Source organism: Dyella soli, assembly GCF_054482295.1.
On sequence record NZ_JBTFFU010000004.1, the window covers coordinates 293451 to 312794 of the forward strand.

The 19344-nt window shown below is 65.6% G+C and carries 16 protein-coding genes; 4 read left to right on the forward strand and 12 right to left on the reverse strand.

Going from position 1 to position 19344, the window contains the following annotated elements:
- Positions 1 to 191: 191 nt before the first annotated feature.
- The 9 genes from ACXU4B_RS17705 to ACXU4B_RS17745 form a co-directional block, all read right to left on the reverse strand.
- Positions 192 to 614, reverse strand: coding sequence for a DUF7832 domain-containing protein (locus ACXU4B_RS17705; RefSeq protein ID WP_131413021.1), 423 nt, complete (start codon positions 612 to 614; stop codon positions 192 to 194).
- Between the two features lie 782 nt (positions 615 to 1396).
- Positions 1397 to 1828, reverse strand: a complete 432-nt coding sequence (locus ACXU4B_RS17710; protein WP_131413019.1) for a WapI family immunity protein — start codon at positions 1826 to 1828, stop codon at positions 1397 to 1399.
- Between the two features lie 109 nt (positions 1829 to 1937).
- Complete coding sequence (locus tag ACXU4B_RS17715; RefSeq protein ID WP_165583254.1) at positions 1938 to 2444, reverse strand: DUF695 domain-containing protein; 507 nt, start codon at positions 2442 to 2444, stop codon at positions 1938 to 1940.
- A gap of 55 nt (positions 2445 to 2499) precedes the next feature.
- Positions 2500 to 3021 (reverse strand): hypothetical protein, encoded by a 522-nt coding sequence (locus ACXU4B_RS17720; protein WP_131413015.1) that lies wholly within the window; start codon positions 3019 to 3021, stop codon positions 2500 to 2502.
- Positions 3022 to 3201: 180 nt separating this feature from the next.
- Positions 3202 to 3630, reverse strand: coding sequence for a DUF1801 domain-containing protein (locus tag ACXU4B_RS17725; RefSeq protein ID WP_131413013.1), 429 nt, complete (start codon positions 3628 to 3630; stop codon positions 3202 to 3204).
- 31 nt (positions 3631 to 3661) lie between these two features.
- Entirely contained in the window at positions 3662 to 4336 is a 675-nt protein-coding gene (locus ACXU4B_RS17730; RefSeq protein ID WP_205746619.1) for a cysteine hydrolase family protein, read from the reverse strand.
- Positions 4337 to 4411: 75 nt separating this feature from the next.
- Entirely contained in the window at positions 4412 to 4543 is a 132-nt protein-coding gene (locus ACXU4B_RS17735; RefSeq protein ID WP_276322582.1) for a hypothetical protein, read from the reverse strand.
- 156 nt (positions 4544 to 4699) lie between these two features.
- Positions 4700 to 7141 (reverse strand): penicillin-binding protein 1C, encoded by a 2442-nt coding sequence (gene pbpC, locus ACXU4B_RS17740; protein ID WP_131413011.1) that lies wholly within the window; start codon positions 7139 to 7141, stop codon positions 4700 to 4702.
- 46 nt (positions 7142 to 7187) lie between these two features.
- On the reverse strand, positions 7188 to 12176 hold the full coding sequence (locus tag ACXU4B_RS17745; protein ID WP_131413009.1) for an alpha-2-macroglobulin family protein: 4989 nt from the start codon (positions 12174 to 12176) through the stop codon (positions 7188 to 7190).
- Between the two features lie 330 nt (positions 12177 to 12506).
- On the opposite strand from ACXU4B_RS17745, the gene ACXU4B_RS17750 reads away from it, so the two are divergent.
- Both ACXU4B_RS17750 and ACXU4B_RS17755 read left to right on the forward strand, forming a co-directional pair.
- The gene (locus ACXU4B_RS17750; RefSeq protein ID WP_205746618.1) at positions 12507 to 13370 is read left to right on the forward strand and encodes a Tll0287-like domain-containing protein; all 864 of its coding nucleotides are present in this window, start codon (positions 12507 to 12509) and stop codon (positions 13368 to 13370) included.
- Between the two features lie 3 nt (positions 13371 to 13373).
- Positions 13374 to 14039 carry a toll/interleukin-1 receptor domain-containing protein gene (locus tag ACXU4B_RS17755; RefSeq protein WP_131413007.1) on the forward strand — a complete coding sequence of 222 codons (666 nt, stop codon included), beginning with the start codon at positions 13374 to 13376 and terminating at the stop codon, positions 14037 to 14039.
- A gap of 90 nt (positions 14040 to 14129) precedes the next feature.
- Here ACXU4B_RS17755 and ACXU4B_RS17760 read toward each other — a convergent pair whose 3' ends face one another.
- Positions 14130 to 14633 carry a hypothetical protein gene (locus ACXU4B_RS17760; RefSeq protein ID WP_131413005.1) on the reverse strand — a complete coding sequence of 168 codons (504 nt, stop codon included), beginning with the start codon at positions 14631 to 14633 and terminating at the stop codon, positions 14130 to 14132.
- Between the two features lie 289 nt (positions 14634 to 14922).
- Between ACXU4B_RS17760 and ACXU4B_RS17765 the strand changes: the two genes are divergently transcribed.
- On the forward strand, positions 14923 to 15693 hold the full coding sequence (locus ACXU4B_RS17765; protein WP_131413003.1) for an ATP-binding cassette domain-containing protein: 771 nt from the start codon (positions 14923 to 14925) through the stop codon (positions 15691 to 15693).
- Positions 15690 to 17165 carry an ABC transporter permease/substrate-binding protein gene (locus tag ACXU4B_RS17770; RefSeq protein ID WP_131413001.1) on the forward strand — a complete coding sequence of 492 codons (1476 nt, stop codon included), beginning with the start codon at positions 15690 to 15692 and terminating at the stop codon, positions 17163 to 17165. Before ACXU4B_RS17765 ends, ACXU4B_RS17770 begins: the two co-directional genes overlap by 4 nt.
- A gap of 42 nt (positions 17166 to 17207) precedes the next feature.
- Here ACXU4B_RS17770 and ACXU4B_RS17775 read toward each other — a convergent pair whose 3' ends face one another.
- Positions 17208 to 18827, reverse strand: coding sequence for an MFS transporter (locus ACXU4B_RS17775; RefSeq protein WP_131413000.1), 1620 nt, complete (start codon positions 18825 to 18827; stop codon positions 17208 to 17210).
- A 148-nt stretch (positions 18828 to 18975) separates the two neighbouring features.
- Positions 18976 to 19257, reverse strand: coding sequence for a hypothetical protein (locus tag ACXU4B_RS17780; RefSeq protein WP_131412998.1), 282 nt, complete (start codon positions 19255 to 19257; stop codon positions 18976 to 18978).
- Positions 19258 to 19344: the final 87 nt, after the last annotated feature.

Consider the following 19344-nt stretch of genomic DNA (forward strand, 5'->3'; position numbering starts at 1 on the left):
TGCAGAATCAATGGAATCATCCCATTACGTCGCCGGCCAAGGAGCTCCGGGTGGCACGTGCGACGATGACGGCGACAGCGAAAATCAACAGGGCGATAGTGGCCACGGCGCGGCAAAACCTATCAGCGAATAGGGCCTCGGCCCCACCCTCAGGCTTTCCTCTTGCGACCGCCTTGGGTCGAAAGAGGACTCTAAAGGCCCGCCTGAGACTCAACAAAAGCGTTGTACCTGGCATCGACCATTGAGGAGAACAGCCTGAAGTCGTGCTCACCTTCCGACGCGACATACATCAGCTCGCCGAAATTGTCGGCGTAGTCATTCAAATAGTCGCCATGATCGCCGTAATAGACGCTTACGAATGCGTTTCCCTGGTCGTCGAGGTCTTCGTCGGTCAATTTGCCGTCGCAAAATTCAAACAGGAAGTCCGTTGCGCTGATCTCACCGTGCATCAGCTGACCCAATGCAGTGGCGCCTTCGCCTTTGTGAAGTTGGCCAGCCCATCCTTTTAGTACGCACCACTTAAGCAGTAACGCGATGTGCGTACCCCCATACTCTGCTGGCGAGCCCTCCGGAAACTGACCTCCGGAATGCCAGCTCGCGTCGTCATACTTCATGCTTGTCCCCTGTTTGGCCCGCCTGCAATTGTCCGCTATGGGTCGAAAGCGGACACTCTTAGCGTACGAAGGTTAGGCTAGGAGGTCCAAGCCTGCATGCGCCTGATTACCCGCCAACTGTCCTTTACGCGCTGCAGTTGCACGTACTCTCCATGGGCACACAGCCCCCCGCAGTCTTCTGAGAAATAGACGACAGCCGTGCCCTTGGTTTCGGAGTAGATCGGCATGCTGAGCCGGAGGAGGACGCCAGTGTCCGGGAAAGTGTCCGTGAAGCCTGTGTTCGCTCCAATTGGGATCCGGACGCCAGCGGGGACCGGAAACTCCATAGGATGTTTCGCCGGCCTATCAAAGGCTGCTTTGAGTTTCGCATACGGCACCACTCGTACCCGAGGGCACTCGATGCCTTTCGGTAGTGCAACGGTTGCTTCGGTGCGGCTTACAAGCCCTGCAATCTGGTCACTGGTGACGCCATCTGGGCGACCCATTTGGGTTACGTCTGGAGCTGATGGCTTAGAGGAAAGTAAGACACGGCCCCTGTCTTTCCCCTCGCACTGAAGGGAGACGACGGCACCCAGAACTGCCTTGTCCGCGTTGGTGTCAACGGCCGTTACTTGATCGCTGTGGGCGATTTTCGATATCGAGAGCGTCGCGACCGCTACGAGCAACATCCTTGCCATACGAGTCATCAACTTCCCCTCAATCTCAATTGCACCGCATACCGGGAATGTCTGCTTTGGGTCGAAAGCGGACCTTTTGAGTTGCCTTAAGCAGCCGGCCGCACGCTAGGTCCGTACTGGAAAAGTATCAAGTACCCGGGCAAGCCCCTGCACCGTTGACTGCAACTGGGTTTGGTCAAACGTAAAGGCGAACGCGAGAGTATTCCCCAACCCCGCTCGATCCTCGGCGCTCCCAGTTAGGCGAATGTGTCCGTGGCCGTCACCAACAAGATCGAGGCTGAGTTGACCTTCAAGTGTTTCGAACTTTGCGTGCCCTGTAAGCGACTCATACAGCGAAAGCGACCCCTGGCGCAAAGTCTCCAGCTCACCTGTAAGAAAGCTCGCACTGAAGGACCCGCTGAAGCCCCCAGCCTTAATTGTCACTTGGACCGACAACCAGTTGTCGTCAAAGTACTCGCCAACCGGGGCTCGCTCGTATCCGAGAACATCGATCCTAAGGTGCTCGCCACCATCACCACTAAAGACAACGGATTGCATCTCTCTCCTTTGGTCAGGTGCCCACGATTGGGGCTTAGACCATTCACGATAGGTCCGCTTCGGGTCGGAAGCAGACATATCAGAGCTACTTGAACTATGTTGGCAGTCCTCAATGGGCCACCAAATACTCTGCCGCATACCTCTTGATGAAGGACCAGCCAAGGTCCTTGACGATGGAAACCTCGATCTCGTTGCCGGGAAACGTGGCCGCAAGCGCGCTTTTAAATCCATCTAAGTTCGCACTTTCCGCTATGTAGACATAGAAATAGCGGTTGCCATTGAAAGTTTCGACTAGCACGCACTGTCCCTGCCCGCGATCCTCAAAGTATTCGACAATGAAGTTGTCGAGCGGCTCCAAACTCCTGTTATAGGCCGCCTCGGGCAATCCGTCCGTTGTCACGTTAGAAAGGGTAAGACTTACAGTCACGCGGATAGGAAGTCCTGCCCTCAACTTGTCGTAATCCGGTATGACTGGATACCTCGTGAAAAGCGGAAGCCCCTCATATCTGTGCTGGGTAACAGTCCAGTGCAGCTCCGACGCGACAGATGAATGACTGAACGCCCACACTGCAAGCAACACCATCATTGAAAGAATGCTTATCTTTTGGCTGCTCATTTGCATTTACCTTGGCCCTTCATTCCAAGGTCCGTTTCGGGTCGGAAGCGGACACTTACAGCTTCTCGCGATACTGGCCAACCAGTTTTTCGTAAACGGGTTCGGCATCCCTGTAAGCTTGCTCGGAGCGCGAGCTGACGGTAAATATCAAGTAGAAGTCGCCCTCCTCGCCGAAGGAAACCCTCTCCCAATCCCCTTGCTTGCTAGGAAAGAAAGTAAAGGATTTGAGCGTCTTCCCGTCGCCCGTGATCAATCCGGGCGAGTCATTGATCAACGTGCCGGGCTTGCCTTCCAAGAACTGCGTCTTGTCGCTAGCAATGAGCGCATCCACCGACGTCAGTTCGGGAACTCTTGGCTTGTAGATGGCTTCGACATAGATCACGGCGGCGGCATCGGCGAACGTTTTGCCATCAGGGACAAGGACGTTCGCATTGATTTGGTAGCTCCCATCGTGGTCGTGGTGCCACCCCGTTAATTCAGGCAACTTGGGCCACCAATAGAAGCAGATGCTCGACTTGCACATGAGCGCGGTCTTCTCGACCTCGGCACTCACTGGTGTGGACACGAACACCAACATCACCATCATCCATATAAGCCGCATAAGCTCCCCCGAATGTGTCGGCCACAACTGCCAACGACTCCACGATGTCCGCTTCGGGTCGGAAGCGGACCTCCCGATACTCGTTGCGCCCCGTCCCGCCAGAAGCTGGATGTTCCCAGACAACACACATGCACCGTGACTCTTCTGACAACCACGCTAGATGGTTGTCTGGTCGAGGCCATATCGTATGGCTGCTTTGAGAGTCTCTATCCTTATGTCGCTCAGCGCTTTGAACTTGATGCAATACCCGGCTATTTTGGCCTTGCCGAGGTCTTTACCGTACGCCTGCGCCAGGTATTTCTTGTCTTCGATTCCCAGGATGTAGACGGAAATTCCTGTGGTGTTTGCGCTGAGGCCAATCTGGTAGAACTCCCTGGTATTTCCGTTGGCGTACTTGATCGTCTGCGTTCCATACCCGACGTTGGGGTTGGACACGGTTTTGCCCGAGTCGTCTTTGCCGTCCAGGAACCACAATCTGCACTTCGGCATGACATTGAGAATCATGCGGTGCAATTCCTCCATATCGCTGCGCTTTGGTTCGGGCTGGGCGGCGATATACGCTTTGATTTGTTCGTCGACGCTCATACAGACCCCCTTGCTTGGCTCGCTCGCGGGTTCAATGGCCCGGGGTGTGCACGGCGCTGGCCAGGCGTTCGGCATCGCTGACCCAGCCGAAGTTGTCCCCCTCGCTGTACATCACGCGCACGGTTGCCTCGTGATCGGCCGGGTCGTAGGCGGCGCAGGCATCCTTCAGCAGCACGCAGCCATAGCCCAAGTCGACGGCGTGGCGCAGGGTCGAGGCGACGCAGCATTGCGTCGTGTAGCCCATGAGCAAGAGCGTATCGATGCCGCGCACGCGCAGGATGGTGTCGAGGGTGGTCTGATGGAAGGCGCTGAAGCCCGCCTTGTCGATGACGGGCTCGCGATCCATGGGGCGCAGATGGGGAATGATCTCCGTGCCCCGTTCTCCCTTCACCAGAAAGCGGCCCAGCGGCCCGGGCGACCCGACCGCCAGATCGTACTGGCGGCGAAACGCGTTGAGATCGGCCAGGTCGGGCGCGTAGCACTCGCGGGTGAAGAACACGAGCATGCCGGCCTCGCGTGCCGCGGCCAGCGCACGCTGTGCGGCCGGAATCGCCGCCAGCAGCGCGTCGATGGGCGAACCAAGAGCGCCTGCGCGGCCCTCCGGCAAGACGAAATCCGCCTGGAAATCGATGCAGCCGAGTGCAGTGCGCGCGGGGTCCAGCTCGATCGAGCGACCACGTTCGCAGGAAAGCCTGATGCGGGCCAAGAGCCACCTCCGATCAAATGTCGGTGCGAGCCTAGCCGATTTTCCGGCACGGCCCTGCCTGGCCGGGTGGCTGTCTCAGGACGGTCGCCGGGCGACCTGGTCCTTGGGCTTGCGACGCGTGGAGAAGGTCCCGTCGGTGGCGGTTGATCGAGCGATCGCCAGCACGATCGCTATGGCTGCGCCATTGGCCAGCAAATGGAAAAGCATCGCCCCTTCCTCCGGGTGCCGAGGCGACAAACGCACAGCCGTGCTCAGGTCGCAATGAGACTAGGTCATGGTGGCTCGCGGCGGCGGCCTCGAGCATCACCAGACGGCGACGATAGCGTTGATTTGCCAGCGTTTGCCCATCCTCAAAGGGGGGGCTTACGGCGTCGCCAGAGCTGCATGAGGGGTGGTCGTGCGGATCGCGCCTGCCGCGGCTGCGGGTGGTGGCAGTACGGAAAGCGTGAGGCGTGCAAAGGCGCCATGCAATGACAGGGCGGTGATCTGGTGCATGCCCGGCTGGGCGAGTACCACGCGCATGGGGGCTGCGCCCAGGCTGTCACCCTGCAGGCGGCCGTCGAGCAGCCACTGCACCGGCTCCACCGTGCCCAGCGCGCGCAGGGTGACCGAAAGCGGTGCACCGCTGTTGGGGGCGGCGCGAAGCACCGCCCCGTCGCTGATGCCTGCGATGCGGATGGGGTTGGCCACGTCGAGCGAATCGGGATCGCAGCCTGGCGCCAGCGGTGGCAAGGCCGCAGCGGCGGCGTCCGCCGGCCCCAGCCACGGCGTGGCCAGGGCGGGCCAGCGAGCCAGCGTCACCGTGTGTTCGTCGGCACCGTGACATGTGGCACTGAGGCGGCGTTGATGGGAGTCCACGCGCACGGTCAGCAGGCCGCCCATCCACGCGGAAAGGTCGCGCTCGGGGAACGTGGGCGGCAAGGCGCCGTCCAGCGTCCACGCGGTGCGCCGGTCACGGCACAGCTCGGCAGGCGTGGTGGCCGCCGCGCCGCCGAGTGGCCAGCACACATCCACGGCGCTGACCGACGCGGGGCGTGGCAGGCGCGGGTTGGAATGACTGTCGGGCAGCATGCTCGCCACGTTGAACATCAGCGGCAGCGCGGTGACGGCGCCGTACTGGCCCGGTGACGGCGTGCCGTCGGGGCGACCGATCCACACGCCGAAGGTCCAGTCATCGGTGACGCCGATGGCCCATGCATCGCGGTAGCCGTAACTGGTGCCGGTCTTCCAGGCGATGGCGTCTTGCGAACGCACGGTGCCATCGAGTGGTGCGCCCGCGACGTCGGCGGGATTGCTGGAAAGGATGTCGCGAATGATCCACGCCGCCCCTGGCGACAGCAGGCGGCGCGATTGCGCCGGCTGCGAGGCCAGGTAGCGCGGCGTGCCCGCGACACCACTGTTCGCGAACGCGGTATACGCGCCCACCAGGTTCTCCAGCCGCGTGGAGGCACCGCCAAGAATCACCGCCAGGTTGGGCGATCCGCCCTCGGGAAAGCGCAGGTTCACGCCACCGTTGGCCAGCCGCGCAACGAAGCGGTTGGCGCCGATGCGGTCGAGCACGTCGACCGCGGGCACGTTGAGCGAGAGCTGCAGGGCCTGCTCCACGCTGACCGGACCGTGAAAGGCCTCGTCGAAGTTGGCCGGGCGGTAGCCGCCGAAGTCCTGCGGCGCGTCGACCAGCAGGCTCTGCGAAGTGATCAATCCGTCGTCCAGCGCCAGCCCGTAGAGGAATGGCTTGAGCGTGGAGCCGGGCGAACGCGACGCGCGCACCATGTCGACGTGGCCGAGCCGGCGCGGATCGCCGAAGTCGGCCGTGCCGACGTACACGTGCGCCTCCAGCGTGGCGTTGTCCACCACCAGCACCGCGGCCGACGTGCGCGGCGGCAGGCGCGACAGGTATTCGCTCACGCGGTCTTCCACGGCGCGCTGCAGGTTGGCGTCGATGGTGGTGACGATGCGGCGTTCGCCCGGCAATTGCCGATGCAGGCGCTCGGCCAGCAGCGCCGCATCCAGCGGCGTGCGCAGCGAGCGCGCAGTGACCGCTTCAAGCCGGGCATCGGCCACCTCGTCGGCGCTCCACAAGCCGAGCTCCTGCATGCGCCTGAGCACCTTGTCGCGCGCGCGACGCGCCACGTCCGGATGGCGGTCGGGCCGGAAGCTGCTGGGCGATTGCGGCAGCACCGCGAGCAAGGCCGCTTCCGCGCGCGACATCTGTCGTGCCGGCTTGCCGAGGTAGGCCCACGACGCCGCTTCCACGCCCTCGATCGGCCCGCCGAAGGGCGCGTGGTTGAGATAGATATCGAGGATCTGCGCCTTGCTCAGGTGGGCTTCCAGCTGGAAGGCGCGGAACATCTGCACGAGCTTGCCGCCGACCGAGTGCGGCATCGGCATCACGATGCGCGCCACCTGCATGGTCAGCGTGGAACCGCCAGAGATGGCCCGGTGATGCCGCAGCAGGCTCCAGGCCGCGCGCGCCAGCGCCAGCGGATTCACACCCGGATGGCGGTAAAACGCGCGGTCTTCGTACGTGAGCAGGGCCTCGAGGTAGAGCGGCGATACCTGGGCGGCGGACGTGGGATAGCGCCACACACCGTCGCCATCGGCGAAGGCGCGCAGCGGCGTGCCGTCCTTCGCCAGCACCACGGTGCTGCCGGTGTCCGGGCCAGGCAAGCGCAGCGGAAACAGGCGATCCAGCAGCACGGCCGCCAGCAGCAGGCCGATGCTCGCCATCGCGAGCGTTCGCAGAAAGCGACGCCACGGCCTGCTTGCCGGCGCGGAATGACTGGATGGGTCGGGAGTGCGCATCGATCAGACCGGCATCCGGGCCGCGACGCGCGCGGCCCGGCCCTGCTCAGGGTTCCTCGACGGTGAGTTGGCCGATGGCGGATGTGCCGTAGCCACGGATCGCCGGTCGATACATGTCTTCCACCAGCGGCGGCGGTACCGTGTAGGTACCGGGCGTGACGGCCCGCACCACGTAGAACAGCCGCGCGGTGCCGCCGCGACGCAGCTTGAGGGCCGCCGCGTAGCGATCGTCGCGATATTCCTCGTGCACCACATCGGCCGCGCCCTCGTGCTCGTCCAGGCGGATGCCGTCCACCACCACGTCCTGCCACTGCCTGGCGCCGCCGAGGTTGAGGTTTTCCACCTCCAGCCCGCCGGGCTGCAGGTCGGTGACCAGCGCATCGGGCATGTCCACGCGGGCTTCCATGCGCACTTCCACGATGAGCGTGTCGCCTTCGCGCAGCTTGCCGCCGGTCCACGGGCGACCATCGGTGGTGAAGTAGCTGCGCCGCACGTCGACCTGGCTGGGGTCGGCCGCCGGCGCCTTCAGCGGAATGCCGGCCACGTCCAGCGTCGCAAACACGGTGCCCTTGCCTTCGGGCTGCACTACCACACCGCTGTCCAGCTCGGCCGGCGTGAGGTCGCGCACCCAGATCGTCTTGCCATCCGGAACGCTTTCGCTCTTGCCGCCCACGCGCACGGAGGCGGTGAGCGTGCCCCGCCCGGCTGCGTCAAACGCATGGGCCACGCGCGCAATCGCCACCTGTTCCTGCGTGCTCAGGTGCGACCACGACCAGTGGTAGTACGGAACCTTCTCGTCGGTGGCATGCACCTTGGTAGTCGCGTTGCGGGCCCAGTCGATCAGTTTGGCGTCGTACTCGGGCTTGTTCATGCCGTAGGCGTGGGTCAATGCCACCATCACGCCCAGGTCGCGCAATTCCGAGCCGTAATCGCCCACGTACCACGGCCGTTCCTTGTCCCAGGCGAACGCTTCCTGGATGGCTTTCTGGGCGCGTTCGTTGTCACCCATCAGCTTGAACGCCACGGCAAAGTGCACCAGCGGCAGCGGGCCAACGAGTTTCTGCCGCTCGTTGTCGAAGATTGCGCGCAGCGTGCCCAGCGGCGCACGGTTGACGCGGGCGAGCACGTAACCCGAGTAAGCCTCGTCGGCGATGCGCAGGTGATCGTGGTGCTCATAGGAGTAGTAGGCATGGCCGCCGGCGAGCAGGTCGTCGCTGAGTCGCTGCAGGGCCTTCTGCAGCACTTCCTGCGGCACGGCGAAGCCCGCGTCGCGCGTATCGAGCATGAAGTCGACGACGTACGGCGTCATGAAAGTTTCGATGGGACTGGTACCACCCCAGAAACTGAAGTGCCCGTTGCTGGCCTGGAACGATGCGATGCGCGCCAGCGAGCTTTCCACGGCAGCCTTGCGCGTCGCCTCGCCCAGCCCGGTCGTGCCCAGCGTGCGCGCGGTCTTTTCGTCCATGTAGAACGCCGCATAGCCCTTGCTGGTGGTCTGCTCGATGCAGCCATACGGATACAGGAACAGATCGTGCAATGCGGCGCTGTACGGCAGTGGCGGCAGCAGGCTCAGGGTCAGGCGGTTGCGGACCGTCGCCGGCACCAGTCCGCCCATGGCGCCCGGGTCCAGCCGGGCCGGCTTGCCGTCTTCGATCGCCATCGGCACCGTGCTCACCACTTCCGGCCAGGCGCTGCGCACGGCGAACTCGAAGTGGCGATCCACCTTGTAGTCATTGAGTTCGGCGTGGATGTCCACCTTCGCCACGGCCACGCCCGCGTCCGCGGTGACGGGCATGGTCAGCGTGGTGTTCGCACCGTCCTTCAGCGGCACGCTGCGGTTGGCGTCGGCCACCTTGATCAGGCCGTCCGCCTTCACGCTCACCTTGGCGACGCCGTCCTTGCCCGAGAGGTTCCTCAGGTCGATGCTGATGCGCGCCTTGTCGCCGCCTGCCATCACGCGCGGTGTGCTTGGCTCCACCACCAGCGGGGCCCGCACGGTGACGGCGCCATCGGCATTGCCGAAACGCTCGTCGGCATAGGCCAGCGCGGCGAGCCGCAGGCTGCCGTTGAAGTCAGGCACCGCCAGATGCACGGTCGCCTTGCCCTGGGCATCGAACTGCACCGGCGCGGCGAACAGGTCGACGATCTGCACCTTGGGATTCAAGCGGGCACCGTGCGGCAAGCCCGCGCCGCTCATGTCGCCGCCGTAGCGCAAGCGGGCTTCCGCGCCTTCCATCGCCTCGATCACGCGGCTGTAGAGGTCATAGGCCTCCACGCTCAGCGCGCGCTTGGCGAACATCCACGCCCAGGCGTCGGGCACGGGATAGTTGGTGATATTGAGCACGCCCTGGTCGACGGCCGACACGGTGACGTAGGCCTTCTGCCCGGACAGGCCCGCGGCCTGCACGGTCACGTCGAGCGTATGCCCGGGGCGCATCAGCGCAGGCGCGGCGAGTTTCAGCGGGATGCGCCGGTCGTTACGCTCCATCGCCACGTGTTCCACACCCATCGCGCGGGCCGGCGTGGTCTTCTCCGAAGCGTCGCCGCCGCGGAACACCAGCGCCACCACGTAGACATCGTGGCGCTCCCATTCCTTGGTCACCGGAATCTCGAACGTCGCTCCGGCGCTGGCCTTGATGTTGCGCGTGTAGAGCAAGTGGTCGGACTCCACCATCAGCACGCCAGGCCCGTCATGCGGCGGGGTCACGGTGACCTTCATGGTGTCGCCGGCGTGGTAGCGGGCCTTGTCCAGCGCCACCTTCACCTTGTCCGGGCGCGCCTCCTTGCCGGTGTTCTGGTCTTCCCAGCTGTAGCCGGCAAAGAACGGGAACACCGAAGTGAGCTGCGTGTCCGGGTCGTACACCTCCAGCCGGTAGCCGCCCCAGAGGACCGGGAAGTCCACCTTCACGGACTGACCCGCGGCGACGTCGACGTCTTTCTCTTCGACCAGCGACAGCTGCACGTTGGCGTTGGACTTCCAGTCGTCGCCATGCTCGTACAACCAGTAGAAATCGCGGCGCTCCTCTTGCAGGCGCACCTTCAGATGCTTGCCCGCCACCAGCTTGCCGTCGACATTGGCGCGCATCACCTCGAACACCGCACGCCCCTCACTGGGCGCGCCCTGCTTCGGATCGAACAGCGGACGCACGCCCACCAGCGCGGGCGCCGGCCAGTACACGCGATTGAGGATGCGCGTGACGGCGCGACCACCGCTTTCGTACACGCTGCCCGACAGGGTCGCCGTCAGCGGTGCCACCGGCTTCACTTCGTCCGGCAGGGCGATGTCCTGTTCCAGGTGGCCTTGGGCATCGAGCTTGGCGTCGAGCACGTCTGCGGCGACGCCCGGCAGGCCGACCAGCGGGTTGCCGAAGAAAACGTCCGGCAACGACGGCAGCGGATGCACCTCGGGCTTCATCAGCAGCTTCGCCGTCACGCGGTTGCCGTCGGCCGGCGCACCGTAGAGATAGCTCGACGCCACCACCAGCTTCAGCGGCTCGGCAGGCGCCAGCCGGGCCTGCGGACTGGAAAGATCCACCTTCAGCCGTTCGGGCAGGAATTCTTCGACGTGGAACGGGAACGCCTGCACCGCTTCCTTGCTGGCCGGATCGAGGCGGAACTCGAGCTGCCACAGGCCGGTGGGCGCGTCCTCGGGAATCGTGCGGCTCAGTTCAAAATAATTGAGCTCTTTCGGATCCAGCCGGGTATCGACCAGGCTGCGGCCATCGGGCTGCTTGAGGCGGACGAACAGCGCCTGCTGCTTCATCGCCTTGCCGTCGTAGTCGCGCAACAGCGCGGAGGCGTGCAAGGTCTCCCCGGGTCGGTACAGGTCGCGCCCGGACCAGGCAAAGACTTCGAACGGCGCCTGCTTGCGGCCCGTCACCTCGAAATTGGAAATGTCCAGCGCCGGACGGTTGAACGGCAGCACGGAGACGTCCTTGCCCTTGCGCGCGATCAGCACGTCGGTGGGCTCCACCTTGTAGGCGATCAGCGCATTGCCGTCGTCGTCCGTGGTGGCCTTGAGCCTGGCATTGCCATTCGCATCGTCCACTTCCACCGCGACGCCCCCCACCGGCGAGCCGTCGTGCAGCGAGGCGATATGCAGCAGCGCATTGTCACGGTACACGCGCAGGTGCAGGCCGAGGTCGCTGACGAAAAACACGGCCGTGTCGTAAGTGCCGGCGTAGGTGCCGCCCGCCTTGAGCATCGCCATGTAGACGCCCGGCTGCGACAGTGCGGGCACCTTCTGCACGGGGATATAGGTGATCGTGCGCGCATTCGGCTCGCCACCCAGGGTGTAGTGGTTGGCGTAGACCGATTCACCCATGTCCGTGATGGGACGACGGTCGCGCTTGCCTTCGTTGCAGCGGTCCCAGGGACGGATCTCGTGCTGCAGGTCGTATTCGCTGCGATGCTTGTTGGCAGGGAAGGCGCAGAACACGTCAGAGATGGCGTCGTCGCGAACCCGGAAGAACTCGATGTCCGCATCGTGCACGTTGACCGACACCAGCGGCAGGCCACGCGAGCCACGTGCCGGTAGCACGCTGCCCACCGAGGCAAAGCCCACCGCGGCCGGCACGCTGCCCGAATAGACATCGCGCTTCAGGTCCGTCCCGAGTGACTGGCCATCGGCGGCCATCAAGCCCGCGCGCAGTTGCACGGCGTAATGCTGGTTGGCCTGCACGAACGGGAAGACCAGGGTCTTGCCGTCGTCCTTCAGGCTCCAGCTGCCGCTGATGGTTTCGCCCTGGGGCCCGGTCACCGACACCAGGCTGTCGAACGCCTGGGCCGATGCCAGTGGCGCGTTGAAGGTGAGCACGAGTTCCGTGTGCGAATCCTCCGCGCGCGAGCCCTCGCTGACCAGGGTAAACGCAGCCCCCTTGGCCGCATGTCCTGTCGAGGCCGCGGGCGCAGGATGGCCCTGCAACGGAGGCTTGTCGCCTTCATGGCGGCCACAACCGGCCAGTGCGGATACTGCAAGGCACAGCACCACTGCAGCCATGCCCAAGGCACGGCCGCCAACCGAACTCCGATCCATAGATTTTCCCCCAAGGTACGCAAGGAGTTTCGCACGCCTTTATGGCCGAATCGAGGCGGCGCGCTGGCAACTTGCTTGAATGCGTGACCCGATCACTGGCATCGGTGTGTCGGACAGCGGCGCTGCGGGGTTCGCTGCCGGGGCGGCAGCACGAAGCAGCCCGCCACGCGAGACGCCGGCAAGCCGGGCCGGTCCTGCCCGTGGGCTTTGTGTCATGATCCGCGCGGTGGCCGGCGTGGCGCGTTTCCGGGGCGCCAGCGATGTTCCAACAGGCATGAACACCGTCGGAGTCGGGTCCGTGGACCGGCACTCCGGCAAGGGGGGCCGAGCGTGCTGCTGCGGATCAACCTGATACTGCTTGTCGCCTTTGCACTCGGCATGGTCGCGATCTCCGTGGTCGTGAACTCGACGCTGCAGGAAAACGCCACGCGCGAAGTGCTCGCCCAGGCCGGCCTGATGCTGGACAGCGCGGCGGCGATCCGCACCTACACCGAGACCGAAATCGGGCCTTTGCTCGACGACAAGATGGCCAGCGCGTTTCGCCCGCAAAGCGTGCCGTTCTATGCCGCAACGCAGAACTTCCTCACGCTGCACAAGGCGCATCCCGACTACACGTACAAGGAAGCGACGCTCAACCCGACCAATCCGCGCGACCGTGCGACCGACTGGGAGGCCGACATCGTGCAGCGCTTCCGCAATGACGCCAGCAGCAGGGAAGTGAGCGGGACCCGCGACACCCCGATGGGCCGGGCGCTTTACCTGGCCCGCCCGATCCGCGTCGATGCCGGCTGCCTCGGTTGCCACAGCCTGCCGTCGGCGGCACCCGCCACCATGCTGGCACGCTATGGCAGCGACCACGGCTTTGGCTGGCAGGCGAACGAAGTCGTCGGCGCGCAGGTGGTTTCGGTGCCGTTCGCCAGTGCCGAGGCAAGCGCCGCACGCGTGCGCCGCGACGTGCTCACGGCCATCGCCGTGATGCTGGCCAGCGTGCTGGTGATCGTCAACGCTTCGCTCTATGTGCTGGTCATCCGCCCGGTGCGCCGGATCGCGCGCTTGGCCGACCAGGTGAGCCTTGGCAATACCGCAGCCGCGGCCTTCCCGCGTGGCGGTGGTCCTGAGGTGGCGGCGTTGTCGGCCGCCTTCGAGCGCATGCGCAAGAGCCTGGACAAGGCGCTGCGGATGCTGGGCGACTGAGCCATGGCACACGACCTGTTCGTCAGCTATTCGCTGCCTGACCGGGAAGCTGCGTTCACGCTCGTGCAGCGCCTGGAAGCGCGCGGCACCAGCGTGTGGATCGCGCCGCGCGACGTGTCCCCGGCAGCCGACTGGGCCGCCGAAATCATCGACGCGATTGCCAGTGCGCGGCTGATGGTTCTGGTGTTCTCCCGCAGCAGCAACGACTCGGGCCAGGTGCGGCGCGAGGTGGAGCGGGCCGTGCACAAGCAGGTGCCGGTGCTGCCGTTCCGGATCGAGGATGTGCTGCCGTCGAAGAGCCTGGAGTACTTCCTCAGCACGCAGCACTGGATGGATGCGTTCCCGCCACCACTGGAGGCGCACATCGACCGCCTGTGCGACTACCTCGCTACAGCTCTCGGCGGCAAGGCCACGCACGACCTTCCCGCCCGACACCCGCCCGCCGATGCCACCTCGCCGGCCGTCAGCGTCGATGCGGCGCAGCTGCGCCTGCTGGAAGCGGAACTCGCCCGGCGCATCGGGCCCGTGGCCGCCCACCTGGTCCGGCGGGCGACGCAGGCTGGCGGCGACCTGGATGCGCTGGCGCGGCGCCTCGCCACGGAAATAGACGGCGAGCCGGAACGACGTGCCTTCCTCGAAGCCTGCTGGCGCATCGGCAAGGGCCCATAGCTGGCGACGCGATCATGCATGCCCGGCTTTCGCGCCTCGCGCACCCGGCAGGTGAGTACGCCGTCGAAAGCAGACCTTCTGCTTACAGGCCTAGGCTTTCTTGCACGATGTGTTGATGACAGGCACCAGGTACGCCTCGAGCGTTCCGTTGGCTTCCTTCTCGCTTAGTTCGTCAAAGCGCGGATTGCGCGCATGGGGTTTGAGTGGCAGGACGATGGCGTAGACCTTGAGCAGGCTGCGCATGCCGGCCAGCTGGTTCGCCACGAGATTGTCTTTCTGCTCGGGATGGGCCAGCTGGTTGGTGGCGCTGCCAAAGACGAACTGCGCCAGCAGCTCGCCGGTGAAATCGACCTCCTTGCCGGGTAGCGGCGCGAGCACGGCGTCGCAGACCATATCGACGACATCCGTGCTCTTGTCTTCCCAGTCCAGCAGCCATGCCCGCATGGCCGGCGACCTGGCATCCAGCGGGTGCGACTCGAGGAAACTGGTGTATTCGATGACGCGGGCGTGCTCCGCCTGCGCTGGCGCAGCGGCCATCGCCGGCGCAACCAGTCCGGCGAACAACAGGGCGGGCAACACGAAGGTCATACGCATGATTCTCCCCTTGCTTTGGTCGTTGGACGAACATCCCCTGCAACGGCATGCCGCGGCGGATCGAAGGCAGGCACGACGATTCCATGTTCTCCCACCTTATCGGACGAATGCCCGCGCCGCATCCGGCCAAATCGTGACCTGGCCCGGCGTGGCCGCTGCCGGAGGCTTGCGGTAGAGTCCTTGCCCATGTCACGGGCACGCGCATTCCATCGCCTGGCCGCCAGGCCCATCCGGCGCTCCCGTCGCCGGGTCGCATGCCCTCCTTCGCCATGCACGTGGGGAGCACCTCTTGCCCGCCACTGATGCCGGCGCCGCTTCCGCCTTCGCGCTTGAGGGCGTGGGCAAGCACTATGGCGCCGTGTTGGCGCTCGACGACGTCAGCCTGAGTTTCGCCCCGGGCAGCACCACGGCCCTGATCGGAAGCAGCGGGGCCGGCAAGTCGACCGTGCTGCGACTGTTGCTCGGGCTGGACTGGCCGGATCGTGGCGTGGTGAAGACCGATGGCCGCATCCTTGCGCGTGCCGACGTGCTCGCGCTCCGGCGCCGGGTGGGCTACGTGATCCAGGATGGCGGCCTGTTTCCCCATCTCACCGTGCTCGGCAATCTTGCCTTGTTGCCGCGCCATCTGGGCTGGCGTAGCGAGCAGGTGCTTGCGCGGGCGCAGGAGCTGGCCGGCCTCACCCATCTTTCGCAGGACGTGCTCACACGCTACCCGGCCGAACTTTCCGGCGGCCAGCGCCAGCGCGTGGCGTTGATGCGTGGGCTGATGCTCGATCCCGACGCCCTGCTGCTCGACGAGCCGCTGGGTGCCCTCGACCCACTGGTGCGGCACGAGCTGCAGGACGTGCTCAGGCAACTGTTCGACCAGCTGCGCAAGACCGTGATCGTGGTGACCCACGATGTGGCCGAGGCGGCCTGGTTCGCCCAACGACTCGTGCTGCTGCGCGACGGTCGTGTGATCCAGGACGGCAGCCTCGACGATCTTTGCCAGCGGCCCGCGGATGCCTTCGTCACCCGCTTCGTGCAGGCGCAGCGAAGCCTGCCCGGGTCGTTCGCATGAAGCGCCTTTGCTGCGCGGTGTTCGCGCTGCTGCCGCTGCTGGCAGAGGCGGCGCCCGTGCGCATCGGCTCCAAGCAGTTCACCGAGTCGGTGATCCTGGCCGAGCTGGCGAGGCTGGACGCACACGCGGCGGGCATCGACGCGATGCATCGGCGCGAGCTTGGCGGCACGCGCATCCTGTGGAGCGCGCTGCAACACGGTGACATCGACGCTTACCCCGAATACACCGGCACGATCACCCACGAACTGCTGAAAGGTGTCGCTTACGACGCCGACGTCGCCGACCTTCGCGCGAAACTGAGGCCGCTCGGCCTTGGCATCACGGAGCCGCTGGGCTTCAACAACACTTACGCCATCGGCATGCGCGAGGACGAGGCGGCGCGACTGCGCATCGCCCGCATCTCCGACCTGGCGCTGCATCCCGGACTGCACCTGGGTTTCTCCAACGAGTTCATGCAGCGCGAGGACGGCTGGCCCGGCATCCGCCAGCGCTACGGGCTGGCGCCGACGCAGGTGCGCGGACTGGACCACACGCTCGCATACCAGGCCGTGGCCAGCGGTGCCGTCGATGCCATCGACCTGTACAGCACCGACGCGGAAATCCCCTACTACCACCTGCGCACACTCGACGACGATCGCCACTACTTTCCCCGCTACGAGGCGGTCTTCCTCTACCGCCTCGAGCTGGAGCGGACCGCACCCGCCTTTGTCGCCGCCTTGCGCGCGCTGGGCGGCCGCATCGACGAGCCGTCGATGCAGCGCATGAATGCCGATGTGAAACTGCGCGGCATGAAGGAAAGCGACGTCGCCGCGCGTTTCCTGTCCGTGCCCGCGGACGCCGGCGACGGCGGCTTCGGCCAGCGCCTGCTGCAGCGCACTGCCGAGCACGTGAAGCTGGTCATCCTGTCATTAGGCCTGGCCGTGGTGCTGGCCATTCCCCTGGGCATCCTGTGCGCGCGATGGAAACGTGCGGGCCAGGTCGTCATCGGCCTCACCGGCATCCTGCAGACGGTGCCTTCGCTGGCCATGTTCGTTTTCATGATTCCGCTGTTCGGCATCGGCACCTGGCCGGCCATCGCCGCGCTGTTCCTGTACAGCCTGCTTCCGATCGTGCGCAACACGCATGTGGGGCTGGTCGGCATTCCCATCGAACTGCAGGAGTCCGCCGCCGCGCTGGGCCTGCCCGCCGGCGTTCGCCTGCGTCGCGTCGAATTGCCCATGGCCACGCGATCGATCCTGGCCGGGATCAAGACCGCGGCGGTGATCAATGTCGGCACGGCCACGCTGGCCGCGCTGATCGGTGCGGGCGGCTATGGCCAACCGATCCTCACCGGCATCCGCCTCAACGATATCGGCCTGATCCTCGAGGGCGCCGTGCCCGCCGCCGTGCTGGCCTTGCTGGTGCAGGCGGTCTTCGAAGGCGTCGAGCGCTGGCTGACACCGCGCGGCCTGCGCCTGCAGGCGCGGCAATAGCACGCCACGGTCGCTGCGACATGTTGCCGGCGGGCGGCGTGACTACCGACCGCGTGCATTCCGCGGGTGAGCCTTGGCCACCGCGCGCAGCGGCATGCCGCCCCTGATGAAGAAGGCCGCGCTGCCGGCGCTCAACAGCGCCAGCGCGGCGGCAAGCAGCATGACCCGGCGGAAGCCCGCGACGAACGACACACCGACGGCATGTTTCAGTGCCGCCGTGAGGTCGGACGGATAGCCGGCGGGAATCACCATGCCGGCGAGTTTGTCGCGTTGGGCCGCCAGCGCATCGACCAGCGCGGGCGGGACCTGCGCGGCCGCCAGCTCCTCGGCCAGGCGCGCATGGAATGCCAGCGTGAGGACGATGCCAAACAGTGCGATGGCGAGCAGCGCCGCGGTGCGCGATACCGCGTTGTTGACGCCTGACGCTGTTCCGGCGCGATCTTCGCCGACGGCGTTCATCACGGTGGTCGTCAGCGGTGCGACGGTCACGCTCATGCCCAGCCCGAGCAGGCACACCGGTGGAAAGAAGGTGAGCCAGTAGCTGCCACCGATCGCCGGCAGCGCGAACAGCGCAAATCCGGCCGCGGCAATCACCGGCCCCACCACGAGCGGCAACTTCGGGCCAAAGCGGTCCACCAGGCTGCCCGCCCAACGCGACAGCGCAAACATGATGGCGATGAACGGCAACAGCGCCGCCCCCGCTGCGGTTGCGCCATAGCCCTGCACCTGGATCAGGTTGAGCGGGAGAAAGAACAGGCTGCCGCCCAGCGCCGCATACAGCAGCAGGGTCAGGATGTTGGCGCCGGCGAACTGGCGTGAACGGAACAGCGCCAGCGGCAGCATCGGCGCGGCACTGCGCGCCTCCACGCCGACAAACAGCAGCAGCGCCGCCACGCCGGTGACGGCAGCCAGCCAGACGGGCGTCGCCATCCAGCCTTGGCGAGGCGCCTCGATCAGCGCGAACACCAGGCCCGCCAGGCCCACGGTCGCCAGGCACGCGCCCGCGACATCGACGGGACCACGGCTGATCGTGCCGTGGCTCTCCGGAACCCTGGCCGCGCAGACGAACAGCAGGAACACACCGATCGGCGCATTGACCAGGAAGGCCCACATCCACGAGTAGTGGTCGACCAGGAAGCCGCCGATGACCGGTCCGATCGCCGCGGTCATGCCGCTGAACGCCGACCAGGTACCGATGGCGGCGCCGCGTTCCGCCTGCGAGAAGTTGGCACTGATCAGCGCCAGGCTGCCCGGCACCAGCAGCGCCGCACCGGTGCCCTGGATCGCGCGCGCCGCAATGAGCGGCCCGACGGCGGGGGAAAACGCGCAGCACACCGAAGCCAGGGTAAACAGGGCCGTGCCCGTCATGAAGATGCGCTTGCGACCGTAGCGATCGCCAAGCACGCCGCCCACCAGCAACAGCGATGCCAGGAACAGCGCGTAGGACTCCATGATCCATTGCGCGTCGGCGACGGTGGCGCCAAGCGCCCGTTGCATGGCCGGCAGGGCGACGTTGACTACGGTGCCGTCAATGAAAGCCAGGCTGGAACCGAGGATCGCCGCGAACAGCGTCCAGCGCCGCGCGGCGGCGGCACAAGGCATTGCCGGCGCCCCGCGAAGGATGACGCCATGGTCGCAGGGCGGCGTTCCGATCTGGCTCATGGCACCCGCACGGTTCCCGAAGCCCCCGAAAGCTTACTCTGGGAATCGCGACGGGTCGTGTGCAACCTGCCCGGCGCGCGCTTGCAGGCGTGAGGCCGGCCAGGCGCCGGCGGCGTTCCGCCACCGGCTCCAGCAGGAAGTGGCGGGATTACGCCTCGACTTCTTCGTCCTCTTCTTCGTCTTCTTCTTCGTGCTCCTCAAAGTCGGCGAGCTGCTCCACGCGCAGGAAGTTTTCCGCGTCGTCGGCAAAATCGATCAGCTTCCCGTCGGCGCACATGGGGCGAACATCGCGACGGGTGACGCCGTCCTCGACGGCTTCCACCAGCGCGAAGCACACGATGGCCTCGGGCGTTTCCTCGCCGTCCATGTCGTAAATGGCAACCCAGCCGCTGGCGGGCATGATCTGGAGGATGGTTTCGTGGCTCGACATGACAACTCCGTCTTGGTTAAACGGACTAGCTTGCCCGGCGGCCCGTGGCATCGCAACAGGACGCGTCACCAGGCGTTGCCGCACGCC